This is a genomic window from Brachyspira sp. SAP_772 (genome assembly GCF_009755885.1).
Taxonomy (GTDB): Bacteria; Spirochaetota; Brachyspiria; order Brachyspirales; family Brachyspiraceae; genus Brachyspira.
In genome coordinates, this window is the sequence record NZ_VYIX01000003.1 from 213,917 (window position 1) to 230,665 (window position 16,749).

Here is a 16,749-nt window from a genome sequence, read left to right on the forward strand (position 1 = left end):
CCATAGACAGTATTAACTATTCGTAATTATCAAGCAACTGTTTTATTTTCTTATTTTTAATTTCTGTATAAGATTTTTATAAGCTTCAAGATCAGTTTTTCTTAAGTAGTTAAGAAGTTTTCTTCTTTTAGCTACCATTTTAAGAAGTCCCATTCTTGAATGATTATCTTTTGTATGCTCTTGGAAATGTCCTTTTAAATAAGTTATACGATTAGTTAAAAGAGCTATTTGTACTTCTGCTGAACCTGTATCTTTTTCGTTCTTTCCAAATTCTTTAATAATTTTTAGTTTTTCGTCTGCTGTAATAGACATTTTTTTCTCCTTTTGAAATATTTTCTTACATTGTATTCATCTTTTTCTAATAATGATTTCACTTCTTCTATAGAGTTAACTTTAATATTATCTCTAATATATTTAAGAAATATAACTGTTATTTTTTTACCATATATCATTCTAGAAAAGTCTAATATATGGCTCTCTACTCTAAGTTCTTTATTTATGTTGCTTATACCTATAAAAGTTAAAGCTTTATATAGATTAGAACTGTTTCCTATACTTACTAAAGAGCTATAAACTCCCATCTTAGGAACAAATATATTATCATCTAATTCTAAATTAGCAGTAGGATAACCAATCTTTCTGCCCAAAGCATTGCCATGTATTATAATGCCGCTCATACTATAATTTCTGCCAAGCATCCTATTTACATTTTCTACTTCGCCGTTAGATAAACAATCTCTTATTTTACTGCTTGATACTTTATCTCCGCAATGATTAAGAAAATTAACTATATTTACATTAACACCTTTTTCTAAAGCATATCTCTTTAAAAAATCAATATCGCCAACTCTATCCTTACCAAAAGCAAAGTCCTCTCCAATAACAATTCGCTTCATCTTATAATATTCTATTAACCTATTAAAGAACTCTTTAGCCTCCATTGTATAAAATTCTGGTAAAAAGTCAATAACTATTATATAATTAACTCCCAAAGCCTTGATAAAAGATATATTCTCTTCCATATGATAAATAGATACATTCTTCTTCCTTATCATCATAACAACAGATAATAAGTTATATTTTCTAGCCATATTGACAGTATATCTAATAAGCTTCTGATGCCCCTTATGAACACCATCAAATTTACCTATTGTAACTACACTATTCTTTTTTATATCTATCTTACAAAAATCATTAATAACAACTTGATTCATTCTATCATTCTTCCATTCTCTTATTATTACGTATAAAAATATTTATAACTAAATATAATACTATAATTATTAAAGACAAAACACATAAAAATATACTAAAATTAATATAATTATCAATTAAAAAACTATATTTAAATCTAACAAAGAAAAATACTGCTGCAAACATTATATAAATAATAAAACCCAAAAGCAGATTATGATATACAAACTTAGAAAATGATAAAGAACTGCTAATCATATAAACTGATAATAATAATAAAAATAAAGCAGCATATGAAACACATATAAAAAATATAGATAAATCATTAACACTAATATATTTTAATAATCTATTTAAATAAGATGACATATCAAAACCAAATACTATATCTTCTATAACACTAACTATATAGCCATAAATATTTTTCCTGTTTAAAGAAACTAAATCTCTATTTACAACATCATTGCTATTTACTTCTACAACTTTGTTCAAAATAATATCATTCTTTGTAATGAGCATATTATCAGCAAAATATATTTTATTAGAATATGTACTATCTATTAATATTGAACTACCATATTCATCATTAGTAGGATTAGATTTTACTAAATAATTATCTACCTTGTATAAATAATTTGAATCTTTTATTATGTATTTATAAGAATATTCTGTATCATTAAAATTAGCATTAAAAAATATTATATAAGTCGGATATATTAAAGCTATTATACTAAATATTATTATAGTAATAAAATTAGATATATTCTTTTTTTTATTAAAAACCCCTATAAATATAGAACTGCATAAAAAAGATATAAACAATATAGAAAAAATATTACTTATAAAAAAATTCTTTAAAACATCTATATTAAAACCATATGAAAAGTTTTCTAAATATCTAAATAAATAAATGCAAAAAAATATTATAAAAAATATAAATGCACTAAATAAATTCTTGGCAACTTTCATAATATATATATTATACTATAAAGACAAAAATTCAAGCATAAAAAACATTTAAGCAAATACAGTATGATTAAATATCCCAAAATTGTAAAGAGCATCATTTAAGCTCTCAAATGACTCTATTGAATTTGAAAGCTCCATTAAATCATAATCTAGTTTAACAACTCCATTCATATTTGCAAGTACAATATCCCCATAACATTCATTATTAAGTTCTTTTTTAAAATCTATAAAATAATTCCATATATCCCTTTCAATAAAAGAACATTCGCAAAGATTGAGTATTATATTATTAATGCCTTTTGATAAATATTCTAATATTATGTCTTTTATTTTTGGAAGCGATTCTAAGCATATATTCTTTTTTAAATATAATACTATTACAGAATCTTCTTTGACGAAATAATTAATTTCAAATGAACAATCAATCATATTTATATAATAACAACTTTTTTTCTTTTGTCAATAAAAATTCATAAAATAATATTGTTATATAATTAACATTTAATTGACAAATAAGTATTATCTATTATACTTTAAAAGTAGATTTATTTTTATTAACGGAGTTTTATATTTATGAAAAAAGTAATAATTATAGGAGGAGTTGCAGCTGGAATGAGTGCTGCTGCAAAGGCAAGAAGATTAGACAAAGATGCTGTTATAACAGTTTATGAAAAAACTGAATATGTGTCTTGGGGAGCTTGCGGTATGCCATATTACGTTGGAGGTTTTTTTGACAATTCCAACACTATGATTGCAAGAACTGCTGAAGCTACTATAAAATCGGGAATAGATTTAAAAATTAAACATGAAGTATTAAAAATTGATGCTAATAATAAAAAAGTAATAGTAAAAGACTTAGAAAATAATAAAGAGTTTGAAGACAGCTATGATACTTTACTTATAGCTACTGGGGCTAAATCTATAATACCAAAAATAGAAAATATTAATATTGGAAATGTATCTACACTTAAAGAGTTTACAGATGCTATTAATATGAAAGAAAAAATGAAAGATGATAATATAAAGAATGTAGTTGTGCTTGGTGCTGGTTTTATAGCTATAGAGGCTGCACATACTATAAAGCATCTTGGCAAAAACGTAAGAATAATACAGCGTTCTGATAGGGTATTTGGAGCGAAATTTGACAAAGAGTTTTCTGACTTAGCTATTGAGAATATAAAAACACATATTGAGTTAAATTTAAACGAAAAAGTTTTATCATTAGAAGCTGACTCAAATAATAATGTTAAGTCAGTTGTTACAGACAAAGGAAGATATGATGCTGATTATGTTGTTGTTGCTATTGGAGTTACACCTAATAGTGATTTGGCTAAAGAGGCAGGAATACAATTAATGGAAAACGGTGCTATACTCGTTGATAGAGAAGGAAAGACTAATATTGATTCTATATATGCTGCTGGGGACTGTGCTGGAATATATAATAGAGTATTAGATAATACAAGTTATGCTGCTTTGGCTACTGGTGCTAATAAACTAGGAAGAATGGTTGCTTCTAATTTGATTGGCGGAAATGAAAAGTTTATTGGAAGCTTGGGAAGTGCTTGTATACTTTGTTTTGATTTGGAAATGGCAAGAACTGGCATTACTGAAGAAGAGGCTAAAAAGAATAATATTAATTACAAAACCGTTACAGTAAAAGATATTGACCATACACATTATTATCCAGATTATCAGGATTTGCATATAAAACTAGTATATTCTGCTGAGAACAGAAAAATATTAGGAGGGCAAATTGCTGGAAAAAGAGGTGCTGTGCTTAGAAGCGATGTAATAGCTGCTTGTATACATGCTGGGCTTACTGTTGATGAGTTGGGTATGCTTGATTTATGCTATGCTCCGCCTTTTGCACGCACTTGGGATTCTTTGAATGTTGTGGGCAATGCCGCTAAATAAATAGAAACTAATTTTATGAAAATATAAAATTTTAGTACGTACTAAAATTTTACAAAAACTTAGGGAAAAATTATGAACAGATTAGGGCTTGTCCTTGCAGGAGGCGGAGGAAAAGGTTCTTATCATATAGGAGTATGGAAAGCATTTAGAGAGTTTGGTTTTGACAAATATATTTATGCTATTTCTGGTACTTCTGTAGGGGCTTTGAATGCATGCTTAATATATCAAAATGATTATGAGAAAGCTGAAAAAATTTGGCTTCATGAGGTGCAAGATAAAATACTTTCTTTTGATGCAGAAAATATAATAAAAAACGTTTCAAAAATTTTAATACCTTTAGGCATACCAATGATTAGAATCATAGCATTGGCTGGAATAGTTGCCTCAAGTGGAATATTTTCTAGGGACGGGCTTTTAAGTCTTATTGACAAGTATTTAGATTTTGATTATTTGCTTAATACCAATGATCCGCTTTATGCTGCATGCTTAGCTGTACCAGATTTTAATGTTCATTATTTTCCTATAAATAAAAGCGAAAGGGATAGGATAAGAAAAATACTTCTTGCAACAAGTGCTATTCCTTTCGTATTTGATAAAGAAGTTATTGACGGCACAACATATATAGATGGAGGTATTCCTATTGTAGGAGATAATATACCTATAAGACCTCTTTATGATTTGGGGTGTAATATGGTTGTAGTTGTACATTTAAGCAGGGATGCAGTTATAAAGAGAGATAAGTTTCCTAATTTAAAAATAATAGAAATAGTACCGCAGGAAGATCTGAGAGGTATTATAAAGGGCACTTTAAATTTTTCATCATCTGCCATAAAATCGCATATTGAACAAGGATATAATGATGCTAAAAGAATATTAAAACCTGTATTTGATATGGCTACTGACCAGTTTGAACTATTGCAGTCTATTAAAAAAATGTATATTGATGAACAGGAATATAAACATAAAATAAAATCAATAAAAGAAGAAAGATATAATATAAAAAATGATATTCAAAGAATAGCTATTGAAAACAATATAAAAATTAAATATACTGATGATATGAAAAAACTAGATAATAATAATAATAATAATATTGAATAAAGGCAGATTTTCATGGAATTTAATTTAACACTTCCTTATGAAAATGAAATAGAGGATTGCGATAAAACAGAGATAGACAGATATATTGAAAGTACTATAGAGCTTCATAAAAATAATGCAAATAAATTAACAGAGCTTACATTAGAGACTGCATCTTGTTTGGCTGCTAGAGAGTCAAGAGCAAAGCAGTTGTCAAGTCAAGGATTTTTTAAAAATCTATTGAGTGCTATAACAGGAAAAAACAGAAAGATAAGGGGTGAGATAGATTATAATTTTGCTGTAGCTCAAAAGGCTTCTCAAAGAATGATACAGGTGCTTGCCGAACAGAATAAACTTACTTTTGAGGCTGTTATTGCCGTTAATAATAAATTAAATACAATGTCTGTAGATATTAATAATCAAATCAATGAAATTTATTCGGTAATGAAGCAGATGTTTCAGGAACTTTTGGGTCAGATTTTACAGAATTCTTCGAAGATAGAAAAACTTGAGCAGAATGTAAAACTATTAAATTGGAATACCACTATAGAATATTTAACCTATGATAACAGAACATATTCAAGCCTTGACACATTTTAAAAAGTAATATGCTTGTCTAATGATTTTTATCATATCGCAGGAGAAAACCGCACTACACAGGATATGCTTTTATTAAAAACTACCATGGCAAACTGCGGAATTGATATAAACTCAAAAATAAAGGTTATAGATTTTTACCATTTATTAAGCAGCAGAGAAGATTTGATTAAAAGACTTTTTGATGGCACAAAAATTGAAAATCTTGAAAAAGCATTATCATACACTATACCTATATCATCTGGATTTAGAAAATTGAATTTGCTTGCAGGAGAGGAAAATTATATAGTAAAATCAATAACAAGTTTAAGCGAGTCTTCTGAAGAAGATATAAAGGTAACACTAACTAAAGAATATGTAAAACAGCATTCCGATTTCGATATAGAAAAAGAAATAAATATATATGAATTTGCAGTTATGCTTATAAATGATTTGGGAGTTATTGATTCATTTGTAGATGAAAACGAAATTATTGAGGCTGAAGAAACACTACCTATTTTGTCAGACTCAAATACAATAAAAACTTTATTTGAGGATGGCAAATATTATAAAGTTATAGAAGAATGCAATAAAATAATAGATTTTAATGAAAATAATGAAGAGGCAAACAAAGAAGATTTGATTAATGCCTATAAATACAGAGCTAAATGCTATCTTAAACTAAACTTTGATACATTAAAAGATATAGAAAAAATACAAGAATTAAACAAAAATGATATTGAAAGTTATGAAGTAAAAGCAAAAATATATTTGTTAAATGATGATACAGATAATGCTTTATTATCAATAAATAATGGTTTAGAAATAAATGATAAATATTTTAGTTTATACCAATTAAAATATAACATATTATGTATGATTAATAAAGAACAAGAAGCTTTAGATGATGTTAACAATAAGTTAAAAGAATACGGTGATATATTTGAACTTCTAAAATCAAAAATACTCATAATAGATTATTGTTTTAGTAAAAAAAAATTAGATTTATCATTGATTTCTAGTATGATCGGAAAAACATTTTTAAATGGATATTATGTAGAAAGATTTATACATAATGAATATTTACCAATTATTAATAAAGCTATATCGTTATGTAACGATGACTATGAATTACACTATTTATATTCAAAATATTCATATAAATCATTGTTTTTACGTGATCAACTCTTATATTATAAATTACCCAATATTACATTTATTAATAATTATTTAAATATAATATCTGATTATCCACCAATTCCAATTTTAAATTATTTCACAATAGTTCATTCAGAGTCTATAGATAGAAAGGCTTATATGACAATAATTAATAACTTAAATATAAGTTTAAATATTAATCCAAAATATGAAAACGCTTTTATTTTAAAAGGGTTAATATTTAAAATATTAGGAGAAACTAATGAACTATTGAAGTTAAGAGATGAGTATGTTAAACAGGGGTTTGAGCCTGATAAGATATTCAATAAGCTTTTTAATGATTAAATATAAAAGTTAATTTTTTAATATATTATAATTTGTTAGCTTATTATACTATTTAATTAATAAAAAAATTAGGTATTTACATTCAATTTTAAATATTATAATTCCGTTTTATTATATGGAGTTATAATGTTTAAAATTGGAGTTTTCTATGTATAGGTATATATTTATCTTTATAGTGTTTGGCTCTCTAATGCTATTTGCTCAAAACAATATGGATACAAATAGTATAATGTATGATATTATAAAAAATAGGGCTTACATTACAGAAAGAGATAAACTCACATCAAAAATAAATATATTCACCTCTTGGAAAAACACTCAAAAATATATGCGTGAAAATAGCTTTAGATTTTTCAAAAGATATGGAAGAACTTTAACATTAGAGTTTAGATATAGATATCCATACTATTTTCAAGTAGCAAGTTCAACTCCTATAATATTTATGTTTGATGATGGAAGCTCTTTAGAATTAACAAACATACAAAAAACAGTATTCACTCCATTTACAATGGGTAATTTAAGATATTATGATATAGAAGTAAAATATAAGTTTAATGATGATAATGAGTTTGACAACTTTACTACAAAAAGCATATCAAATATAAGATTTAATTTTATTAATAATTTCAATGAGAACACCTACGAAGACATAGCGATATCACCCACAGCAACAAGCAATTGGCAAAGTAATTTTACTATGTTTAGAGACGCCATTAACAAGCTTGAAGAAATTCAAAATTCCACAAATGCTTATTAACAGAATTGGTAACTAATATAAGATAATTTAAAAATTCTAACCGCACGGTGGAAGAAATTCCGTTTAAAAATTTGGTTTATCATTTTAGATTTACTATATTTTAAAATTATGCACTGCGTGCGTTGTGATATTTTTTAAGTTTTTTGTTTGCAGGGCTTTGCCCCGCACCCCAGTTCTTTTGTTGCCACAAAGAACCAAAAAGGCTGCATTAAAAATACTAGCTTTTAAGCATATCAAAATACTATATTATTTTATATTAATACATATTCCAAAATATAAATTGTACTTTTCGCGAAGCGTACCCGTAGGGTAAAAACTTTTTGCTACGGGAAAAAGTTGAATAAAAAAACTTATTAAATATTTGAAAACTTTTAAGTTTATCAATTTTTGTTTTTATATTTTGGGGACTAGTCCCAACCCCCCTACTTCTTTTGCGACCGAAGGAAGTGCCTGTGGTAGTGACCCAAAGAAGCAAAAGGACTGCAATTTTTTAGCTTGAAATGTTGGTATTACAATATAGTTTATACATATTCAAAAACATACAACGATATAGTATTTGCACTTTTTGGTTCTTTTGACGAAGTCCGCACCGCGATCGGCGGAAAAAAGAACAATATAAATTTTATAATTTAATTGTACATTAAAATGCACTCCCCCGCACGACTAAGAAGTTATAATTAAAGCATAGAATTACCGTGCGGCAAGGTGGTACAGCTCGTACGCGGGAAAAAGAACAACAAAAAACTAAAAAGATAAAAATTGAAAAAATATAATCATTATAACTATATTCTCCCAATTTCTATCTTCAATAAAACTATAATCAACTAATTATAACTTTAGCATTAATTTACTCATTCTGCTTGCAAATAATTTAGGGTCTTCTAAAGGAAGTCCTTCAAGTATACAAGCTTCATCATAAAGAAGTTCACTATACTCCTTAAACAAATCAGAAGTTTTATTAGCCTGATACTCTTTCTCTATAGCTTTAAATACCTCATGAGAAGTATTAATTTCTAATACTCTCTCTGGCTTCATAGCAAACATAGGATTGCCGCTTTCAGCAAGAACTTTAGCCATATTAAAGCTTATAGAATCTTCTTTATTTGATAAACAAACAACACTCTCTTTAAGTCTGTTAGTCTCTCTAACCTCAGCAACCTTATCAGCACCTAACACTTCTTTTATAGCATTAAGTACATCTTTATTAGCAGAATCTTTGTTTTTATCTTTATTTTCTGTGTTGTTATCAGCCTGAAGTATAGAATGAAGTTTAGTGCCGTCAAACTCTCTCATCATGCTAACCATAAACTCATCAACCCTGTCAGTGAAATAAAGAACTTCATAACCTTTATCTTTCATGCCTTCCATATGAGGAAGCTTTTCTATTGTAGCTTTATCTTTGGCAGCTGCATAATATATAAACTCTTGGCCTTCTTTCATTCTTGATTTATATTCTGCTAATGTTGTATATTCTCCGTCAGCTGTTTCTGATGACTGGAATAATAATAAATTAGATAGCTTATCTTTTTTAGTAAAGTCTGAATATATTCCTATCTTTATAGACTCTCCAAACTCTTTGAAAAACTCTTGATATCTTTTTCTATCATTTTTTAATATATTTTCTAAAGCTTCCAAAACCTTTTTTTCAACATTTGATGCTATTCTTTTTAATTGAGTGCTATGCTGTAAAATCTCTCTTGAAATATTTAAAGAGAAGTCAGGAGAATCAACCAAACCTCTAACAAATTTTAAATATTCAGGAAGCAAGTCTTTACACTTACCCATTATAAATACGTTTCTTGAATAAAGCTCTAAACCTCTCTCAAAATCTGGATGAAGGAAATTGAAAGGTGCTTTTGAAGGTATAAACAAAAGTGCAGTATATTCTATAGTACCCTCTGCTCTTGTATGTATTACTTCAAATGGGTCTGCATAGTCGTGGAAATGCTCTTTATAAAACTCGTTATATTCTTCCGGCTTAACATCGCTTTTTGATTTCTGCCATATACTTACCATTGAGTTAATAGTTTTCTCTTCATATTGCTGAATTTCTTTTTCGTCTTTTTTTGGTATAGGCATATCCATAATAATAGGATAATGAACATAGTTTGAATATTTATGAATAAGGCTTTCCAAAGTATATCTGTTGCAATAATCATCATCAACAAATCCGTCTTCTTCTAAATTTTTATCTTTTGCTTTTAATTTGAGTATGATTTTTGTTCCTCTGTCTTGTTTATCAATATCTTCTATAGAATAAGAGCCGTCTCCATTACTCTCCCAACGAACACCCTTTTCACTATCAACATTTTTAGTCTCTATTATAATATCATCAGCAACCATAAATGCAGAATAAAATCCAACACCAAATTGTCCTATTAAATCTATTCCGCTTTCTTTTGATGCTTCTTTATCTTTTTGTATTCTCTCCAAAAATGCTTTAGTACCGCTTCTTGCAATAGAGCCTATATTATTGATAACATCTTCTCTTGTCATACCTATTCCGTTATCTATAATGCTTAATGTTCTATTTTGCTCATCTACTTCTATTTTTATTCTTAAGTTATCTATATCAGTATATTTATCACTTTTAGTTATAGATTCAAATCTAGCTTTATCTAGAGCATCACTTGCATTTGATATAAGCTCTCTTAAAAATATTTCTTTATGAGTGTATATAGAATGCACCATTAAATTTAATATCTGTTTTGTTTCGGCTTCAAAATTAAGTATTTGTTTTTCTGCCATAATAAACTCTCCTTATAGGTTTTTATAAATTAAAAAAAATTCTTTATACGGATTAAAGATAAAATATATAAAAAGTATTGAAGTGAATATATAAAGTCAAAAATAAAGTTTAATATATTATAAAAGAAAAATAAAAAAATTCAAATATTTTTTAATAATAATTATTTTAAGTTTTTATTTGTGGTAGTTTTGCCTTTAACAAAGTACACCCGTACAGCATCATATTTATTTTATTGATATAAAATAATAATTTCAATATATTCTAAGAATTCTTAAGTTTTTTATTTTGGTTATTTGCAGGGCTTTGCCCCCTGCGAAGCGTGCCCATAGGGTAGCACCCCACTTCTTTTGCGACCAAAGGAAGTGCCTTCGGTATTGTTATAAAAGAACCAAAAGAACTGCATTAAAAAAACTAGCTTTTAAGCATATCCAAAATCAGATATTATTTTATACTAATACATATTCCAACATACAAAGCCATAGTACTTGTACTTTTTGCAACTTTTTGCTACGGGAAAAAGTTGAATAAAAACAAAGCGAAGCGAAGGCGGGAAAAGAACAACAAAAAAGTTAATAATAATATAAAAAACACATAACCGCACGGTAAACGAAATTCTGTTTAAAAATTAACTCTATTATTTTACTCCTACTATACTTTTTAATTATATTCTGCGTGCGTTGTAAAATTTTTTTATAAAAAAAAATAACAAAAAAGTTAGAATATACTAACAAAACTATTGACATTTTTTAAATATAAGTTAGTATACTCTAACATATGAATGAGCAAAACTTTGATACATTAATTATTAACCACTGTGCACCAACCCTTTCTGGTATAAAAATAGCAAACATCTTTACATATCAATACAACTCTAAAAAAGATGTTTACAACAAAATAGCTTCATACAACAAAATATTAAACAGCCGCAATATAAATGTGTCTATCATAAAAGATTATGATAGTAAAGTGATAGTTTATGTTTATAATAAAAAAAGGCTTGAAGAATATATTTTTGATGATGAGATTTTTGATTTTTTAGAGGATTATGGGTATAAAGATAAAAATCTATATAACTGTATAGAACTATTAAAAAAGAGAATGCGGTATAATAAAGATTTTCCACATGAGATAGGTATATTTTTAGGATATCCTCTTATGGACATATACGGCTTTATAAACAATTACGGAAAAAATAGTTTATACGCTGGTTATTGGAAAGTATATCATAATAAAAAAGAAGCTATCAAAACTTTTGAAAGCTACAATAGATGCAGAGATTTTTATACGAGCACATTTTTAAATGGTAAGGGCATATTGGAGATAATGGATGATTATAAAGAGTATGCTTATAGTTAATAATTAAAAAAGTTTATGGAGGATAAAATGAGTGATAAAATAGCTATAATATATTGGAGTGCTACAGGCAATACTGAGCTTATGGCACAAAGTGTAGAAAAAGGTATAAAAAAATCTGGAGGAGAGGTTGATACATTTAGTGTATCTAGTTTTAACACTTCAGATATAGATAATTATTCAAAATTAGCATTAGGATGTCCTGCTATGGGAGCTGAGGTTTTAGAAGAATCTGAGTTTCAGCCTTTTTATGATGCAATAAGAGATAAACTTTCTAACAAAAAGGTCGTTTTATTTGGCTCTTATGATTGGGGTGATGGCGAATGGATGAGAAATTGGCAGGAAGATGTAAAGAGTACTGGGGCTTCTTTAGTAAAAGATGGTTTAATTACAAATCTCACTCCAGATGATAATGCTACTGATGAATGCATTACATTAGGAGAAGAATTAGCTAAGGCGTAAAATAAATAAAGTAAAAGAAATAAAAAAGAGGTATTAAAGTAATTTAATGCCTCTTATTTTTTATCTATTTAAACTTTAGAATATTATAAAAAATCTATTATATCATTAATGCTTACTTTATTTATTAGAGGTTTTTCTATATCTTCTAAAAACACAAAATTAATTTCATCATTGCTTCTTTTTTTATCTAATTTAATTGCATCTTTTAAGTTAATATTAGTTGGTATTTCAGTAGGAAGAGAAAATTTAGCAAATATATTTTTAGCTCTTTCTAATATACTTTTATCTTTAGTTATAGCTTTTTTTATTCCATACTCTATAGCAAAAATCACTCCTATAGCAACAGCCTCACCATGAAGCAATACCCCATAACCAGCAGCATTTTCTACACTATGCCCAATAGTATGACCAAAGTTTAAAAACATTCTCTCTTTTTTCTCTTTATAATCAATCTCTACTATATGGCCTTTTAATTCACAGTTTCTCTTAAGAATAAAATCCATATCAAAACTATTATTATTTTCTAAATATTCAAGAAGTTTTTTATCAAATAAAAATGCATGCTTAATAACTTCAGCCATACCAGCATTAAACTCTCTCTTTGGAAGCGTATTTAAAACATCACTATCCATTACAACAAGCTTAGGGCTATGAAAAGCACCTACTAAATTTTTACCTTCTTTTATATTAATTCCAGTCTTTCCGCCCACAGAAGAATCAACGCAAGCAAGAAGTGTAGTAGGTATCTGCACAAAATCAATTCCTCTCATCCAAGTGGCAGCAGCATACCCTACCATATCTCCTATAACGCCGCCTCCTAATGCTATTATTATATCCTTTCGGCTTAACTCATTTTTTGCAAGAGATGAATATATATTATAAATGCTCTCTATGTTTTTATTAGTTTCCCCATTTTGAAGTACGCATACAGAAGTGATGATATTTTCTTTCTCTAAACTTTCTTTTACCGTTTCAGTATAGAGTTTATCAACTATATCATCAGTAACTATTAAAGCCCTCTTTCCTCTAAGTACTTCTTTTACCAATTTGCCGCTTTCTTTTATAAGTCCGCTTCTAACTAAAATATCATAATTAATTTTTACATCGTTGTTTATATTTATATTAACTTTATTCATATATATAAGCCCTAATTTATTTTTTTTATATTATAAATTATTTTAAAAAAATAGATAATATTTTTACAAAAATAAAATTTATAAATATAATAAAGAAAGATTATATATATTTAAAAACTATCAATTAGCTTTAAAATTTTATATTATTTATTTATTTTTATTTTATTCAACTTTTTCCCGCCTTCGCTGTGCGGACTTCGTCAAAGTTGCAAAAAGTGCAAGTATTTAAGTCTTATATATTAATAATTATATTAAATAATATTTGTATTTTATCTAAAAATGCAGTTGTTTTGCTCCCTTTATACCAATACCACAGGCACTTCCTTCGGTCGTAAAAGAAGTAGGGATGTGTACCCTAAGGGCACACTTCGCATGGGGCAAAGCCACCACAAACAAAAAATTAAAAAATATTAATAAACAAAGCTATTTAGATATATCAACGTCTTCTTTTGATTTTACTTTCTTGTATCTTATCCACCTTCTGCCTTGTATATAATGCATAAACTTTATTAATCTTATAAGTGAATCTTTAAAATTATCATTAGAGTTTTGTTTTTGTATTTTAGCTATTTCAAATATGCATCTCTCTCCGTCTATATTAAGCCAAGCGGATGTGCATAGTTCATCAAATTCTATATCTTTAATAGGTTTCTTTTTTAAAAGCCAAGAAGCTATTTTTGTAATGGGGTTATTAACATCAAATATTAAAAGCACTTTTCCGTTATCATTTATTTTCCAATTGGTGTGTATAATCTCTGGAACATACAATACAAAATTATGCTTATCTTCTTCTTTTAAGAATTTGTCTAACAAAAATTTATTATCTTTCATTTATTTAAGAATCCTATAAATATATAAAATTTTATAAAATAATGGGCTTAGCTTATAATAGATTTGTTTCATACTTAATTTTTTTATTTTATAACTGGGGCTTTGCCCCAGACCCCAGTTCTTTTGTTGACACAAAGAACCAAAAAGACTGCATTTTTTATACATTAAAATTATATATTACTAAAAATCATATTCATATAACTTTATAAAACAGTTTTGAAACAATTCTAATACTTAATTTTGCTAAGCCCATTTTATATAATTAAAAATATTATTTCTTATCCTTGCTTACAGAATACTTATAAATCCAAGCTGCAAACAATATAAATATTATAAATGTAATGGCATTACTTTGAGGAACAATTTTTGAACCAAAATTAATAGCAATGTTCAAAGCAGCCATAACACCTATAAATATACCAGTTATAGCATCACCTGCAACCAAACCAGAAGCAAGTAATATACCTTTTTCAACAGCCTCAGTTTTTTCTTCTTCTTTGTCTTTAAACTTCATTTCAACTAATTTTCTCACTATACCGCCAATAAATATAGTAGTAGTTAAAGTGATAGGCAAATATAAACCTAAAGCCACAGGAAGTATAGGAAGTTTAGCCAAAGCACAAAATACTGCAATAGAAGCTCCAATTATAACCAAAGTCCAAGGCAACTGAGCAGTCATAATACCTTCAACTATAAGTTTCATCAAAGTAGCCTGAGGAGCAGGAACAGCCTCACTACCAATACCATAAGCAGTTTGCATAAGTATAACAGTAGCAGCAGCACCAACAGAAGCCACACAAAGAGCTATAAACATACCAATTTGTATATTCTTAGGAGAACCACCTATTATAAAAGTAGATTTCAAAGACTGAGCAACTCCGCCCGCAGTAGCAGTAGATACACATACAACACCGCAAACAACAAGAGACATTCTAATACCCTCTTCGCCAATATTACCTGTTAATTTGAAAGCAGTAGCAACAATTAAAAGAGTAGCAATAGTCATACCAGAAACAGGGTTGTTACTAGCACCAATAACTCCAACCATTCTTGCAGATACAACAGCAAAAAAGAAACAAAATATTACAGCCAATATACCGCCTAATATTCCGCCGCCAATTATAGGAACAAGCCAAGTAGCTAAAAAGCCAAATATAGCAGCAGTAATAAGCCATATAATAGGTGCATCTTGATTAATTCTGTCATGATTATCATTACCGCCCTTCTCACCCATACCAGCTATAGATTTTTTGAAAGAATCTATAATTGTAGGAAGTGATCTTGCTAAAGAAATGAAACCTCCCATAGCAACAGCACCAGCACCAATATATCTTATATAACTACCCCAAACTTCCTGGGCAGACATCTCTGATATTAAAGTAGTAGAAGGAAATATTGGAGTGTTAATTAAACTTCCAAAATATTTAATTATAGGTATAAGACCAAGCCAAGCAACTATACCGCCAGCAAACATTAATGATGAAGTTTCAAGCCCAATAATAAAACCTACACCAAGAAGCGAAGCTAAAGTATCAACTCCAAGCATAGTTTTTTCATAAGGCTTAATTATATAAGTAGCACTCTCTTTCCAAAAACCAAAGCCTCCAGATAAAAGTTTGTATCCAACACCAGCAATGATACCAGTAATCATATACTTAAAACCTTTACCGCCCTCAGAGCCTATTACTAATACTTCAGCTTGAGCCATAGCTTCAGGATAAACTAAAGAACCATGCTCTTCTACTATCAAATATTTTCTTACAGGTGTAATGAAGAAACAACCCATAAATCCGCCAATAATAGTAACAATTATTACGGTAAATATTGAAAGCCCCATACCAAATAATATTAAAGCAGGCAAAATAAATATTATACCGCCAGCAATAGATTCACCAACCGCAGTAAGTGATGCTGCAAAATTAGCTTCTAATATATTGTTTCTTTTAAATAAAGCTTTAAATACACCAGTAGCAAGTATAGCACCGGGTATACCAGCAGATATTGTAAGACCTACTTTTAATCCTAAATAAGTGTTGGCAGCTGCAAAAATTATAGCCAATATAACACCAAGTATTATAGAGTAACCTGTCATCTCAGGCATTACTGTGGTAGCAGGTATAAAAGGTACATAATCCTCACCCTTTATCCCTCCATAAGCATTTTTTGATAGCTTTCTAGCCTCTTCTTTAATAGACATTCCTATTTCTCTCCTATTGTTTAATATT

The 16,749-nt window shown here is 28.0% G+C and carries 15 protein-coding genes; 7 read left to right on the forward strand and 8 right to left on the reverse strand.

Going from position 1 to position 16,749, the window contains the following annotated elements; all coding sequences use genetic code 11:
- Positions 1-42: 42 nt before the first annotated feature.
- From rpsO to GQX97_RS10675, 4 genes are read right to left on the reverse strand one after another with little or no spacing between them, the layout of a single operon-like run.
- The gene (gene rpsO, locus GQX97_RS10660) at positions 43-312 is read right to left on the reverse strand and encodes a 30S ribosomal protein S15 (protein WP_157151940.1); all 270 of its coding nucleotides are present in this window, start codon (positions 310-312) and stop codon (positions 43-45) included.
- Positions 285-1,214 carry a bifunctional riboflavin kinase/FAD synthetase gene (locus GQX97_RS10665; RefSeq protein ID WP_157151941.1) on the reverse strand — a complete coding sequence of 310 codons (930 nt, stop codon included), beginning with the start codon at positions 1,212-1,214 and terminating at the stop codon, positions 285-287. Before GQX97_RS10665 ends, rpsO begins: the two co-directional genes overlap by 28 nt.
- 4 nt (positions 1,215-1,218) lie before the next feature.
- Entirely contained in the window at positions 1,219-2,163 is a 945-nt protein-coding gene (locus GQX97_RS10670; RefSeq protein WP_157151942.1) for a hypothetical protein, read from the reverse strand.
- A gap of 48 nt (positions 2,164-2,211) precedes the next feature.
- Positions 2,212-2,592, reverse strand: a complete 381-nt coding sequence (locus GQX97_RS10675) for an STAS domain-containing protein (RefSeq protein ID WP_157151943.1) — start codon at positions 2,590-2,592, stop codon at positions 2,212-2,214.
- A 144-nt stretch (positions 2,593-2,736) separates the two neighbouring features.
- Between GQX97_RS10675 and GQX97_RS10680 the strand changes: the two genes are divergently transcribed.
- The 5 genes from GQX97_RS10680 (at position 2,737) to GQX97_RS10700 (ending at position 7,993) form a co-directional block, all read left to right on the forward strand.
- Positions 2,737-4,077, forward strand: a complete 1,341-nt coding sequence (locus GQX97_RS10680) for a CoA-disulfide reductase (RefSeq protein ID WP_157151944.1) — start codon at positions 2,737-2,739, stop codon at positions 4,075-4,077.
- Between the two features lie 72 nt (positions 4,078-4,149).
- Complete coding sequence (locus GQX97_RS10685; RefSeq protein ID WP_157151945.1) at positions 4,150-5,178, forward strand: patatin-like phospholipase family protein; 1,029 nt, start codon at positions 4,150-4,152, stop codon at positions 5,176-5,178.
- A 12-nt stretch (positions 5,179-5,190) separates the two neighbouring features.
- A complete protein-coding gene (locus tag GQX97_RS10690; RefSeq protein ID WP_157151946.1) occupies positions 5,191-5,757 on the forward strand; it encodes a hypothetical protein in 567 nt (188 codons plus the stop codon).
- A gap of 12 nt (positions 5,758-5,769) precedes the next feature.
- On the forward strand, positions 5,770-7,236 hold the full coding sequence (locus GQX97_RS10695; RefSeq protein WP_157151947.1) for a lipopolysaccharide assembly protein LapB: 1,467 nt from the start codon (positions 5,770-5,772) through the stop codon (positions 7,234-7,236).
- 148 nt (positions 7,237-7,384) lie between these two features.
- A complete protein-coding gene (locus GQX97_RS10700; protein ID WP_157151948.1) occupies positions 7,385-7,993 on the forward strand; it encodes a hypothetical protein in 609 nt (202 codons plus the stop codon).
- A gap of 828 nt (positions 7,994-8,821) precedes the next feature.
- Here GQX97_RS10700 and htpG read toward each other — a convergent pair.
- A complete protein-coding gene (gene htpG / locus GQX97_RS10705) occupies positions 8,822-10,741 on the reverse strand; it encodes a molecular chaperone HtpG (RefSeq protein ID WP_157151949.1) in 1,920 nt (639 codons plus the stop codon).
- Between the two features lie 775 nt (positions 10,742-11,516).
- On the opposite strand from htpG, the gene GQX97_RS10710 reads away from it, so the two are divergent.
- Positions 11,517-12,098, forward strand: a complete 582-nt coding sequence (locus GQX97_RS10710; RefSeq protein ID WP_157151950.1) for a DUF3793 family protein — start codon at positions 11,517-11,519, stop codon at positions 12,096-12,098.
- 27 nt (positions 12,099-12,125) lie between these two features.
- Positions 12,126-12,557 (forward strand): flavodoxin, encoded by a 432-nt coding sequence (locus GQX97_RS10715; protein ID WP_157151951.1) that lies wholly within the window; start codon positions 12,126-12,128, stop codon positions 12,555-12,557.
- 83 nt (positions 12,558-12,640) lie between these two features.
- On the opposite strand, the gene aroB is transcribed toward GQX97_RS10715, so the two are convergent.
- From aroB to GQX97_RS10730, 3 genes are all read right to left on the reverse strand, one after another.
- Positions 12,641-13,693, reverse strand: a complete 1,053-nt coding sequence (gene aroB, locus GQX97_RS10720) for a 3-dehydroquinate synthase (protein ID WP_157151952.1) — start codon at positions 13,691-13,693, stop codon at positions 12,641-12,643.
- Between the two features lie 423 nt (positions 13,694-14,116).
- A complete protein-coding gene (locus GQX97_RS10725) occupies positions 14,117-14,524 on the reverse strand; it encodes a PqqD family peptide modification chaperone (protein WP_157151953.1) in 408 nt (135 codons plus the stop codon).
- Between the two features lie 271 nt (positions 14,525-14,795).
- Complete coding sequence (locus GQX97_RS10730) at positions 14,796-16,721, reverse strand: OPT family oligopeptide transporter (protein WP_157151954.1); 1,926 nt, start codon at positions 16,719-16,721, stop codon at positions 14,796-14,798.
- Positions 16,722-16,749: the final 28 nt, after the last annotated feature.

What these genes read in the sequence shown, in the direction of transcription:
- rpsO (WP_157151940.1), bottom strand. Translation starts at nt 312, where the DNA reads ATGTCTATTACAGCAGACGAAAAACTAAAAATTATTAAAGAATTTGGA.
- GQX97_RS10665 (WP_157151941.1), bottom strand. Translation starts at nt 1,214, where the DNA reads ATGAATCAAGTTGTTATTAATGATTTTTGTAAGATAGATATAAAAAAG.
- GQX97_RS10670 (WP_157151942.1), bottom strand. Translation starts at nt 2,163, where the DNA reads ATGAAAGTTGCCAAGAATTTATTTAGTGCATTTATATTTTTTATAATA.
- GQX97_RS10675 (WP_157151943.1), bottom strand. Translation starts at nt 2,592, where the DNA reads ATGATTGATTGTTCATTTGAAATTAATTATTTCGTCAAAGAAGATTCT.
- GQX97_RS10680 (WP_157151944.1), top strand. Translation starts at nt 2,737, where the DNA reads ATGAAAAAAGTAATAATTATAGGAGGAGTTGCAGCTGGAATGAGTGCT.
- GQX97_RS10685 (WP_157151945.1), top strand. Translation starts at nt 4,150, where the DNA reads ATGAACAGATTAGGGCTTGTCCTTGCAGGAGGCGGAGGAAAAGGTTCT.
- GQX97_RS10690 (WP_157151946.1), top strand. Translation starts at nt 5,191, where the DNA reads ATGGAATTTAATTTAACACTTCCTTATGAAAATGAAATAGAGGATTGC.
- GQX97_RS10700 (WP_157151948.1), top strand. Translation starts at nt 7,385, where the DNA reads ATGTATAGGTATATATTTATCTTTATAGTGTTTGGCTCTCTAATGCTA.
- htpG (WP_157151949.1), bottom strand. Translation starts at nt 10,741, where the DNA reads ATGGCAGAAAAACAAATACTTAATTTTGAAGCCGAAACAAAACAGATA.
- GQX97_RS10710 (WP_157151950.1), top strand. Translation starts at nt 11,517, where the DNA reads ATGAATGAGCAAAACTTTGATACATTAATTATTAACCACTGTGCACCA.
- GQX97_RS10715 (WP_157151951.1), top strand. Translation starts at nt 12,126, where the DNA reads ATGAGTGATAAAATAGCTATAATATATTGGAGTGCTACAGGCAATACT.
- aroB (WP_157151952.1), bottom strand. Translation starts at nt 13,693, where the DNA reads ATGAATAAAGTTAATATAAATATAAACAACGATGTAAAAATTAATTAT.
- GQX97_RS10725 (WP_157151953.1), bottom strand. Translation starts at nt 14,524, where the DNA reads ATGAAAGATAATAAATTTTTGTTAGACAAATTCTTAAAAGAAGAAGAT.
- GQX97_RS10730 (WP_157151954.1), bottom strand. Translation starts at nt 16,721, where the DNA reads ATGTCTATTAAAGAAGAGGCTAGAAAGCTATCAAAAAATGCTTATGGA.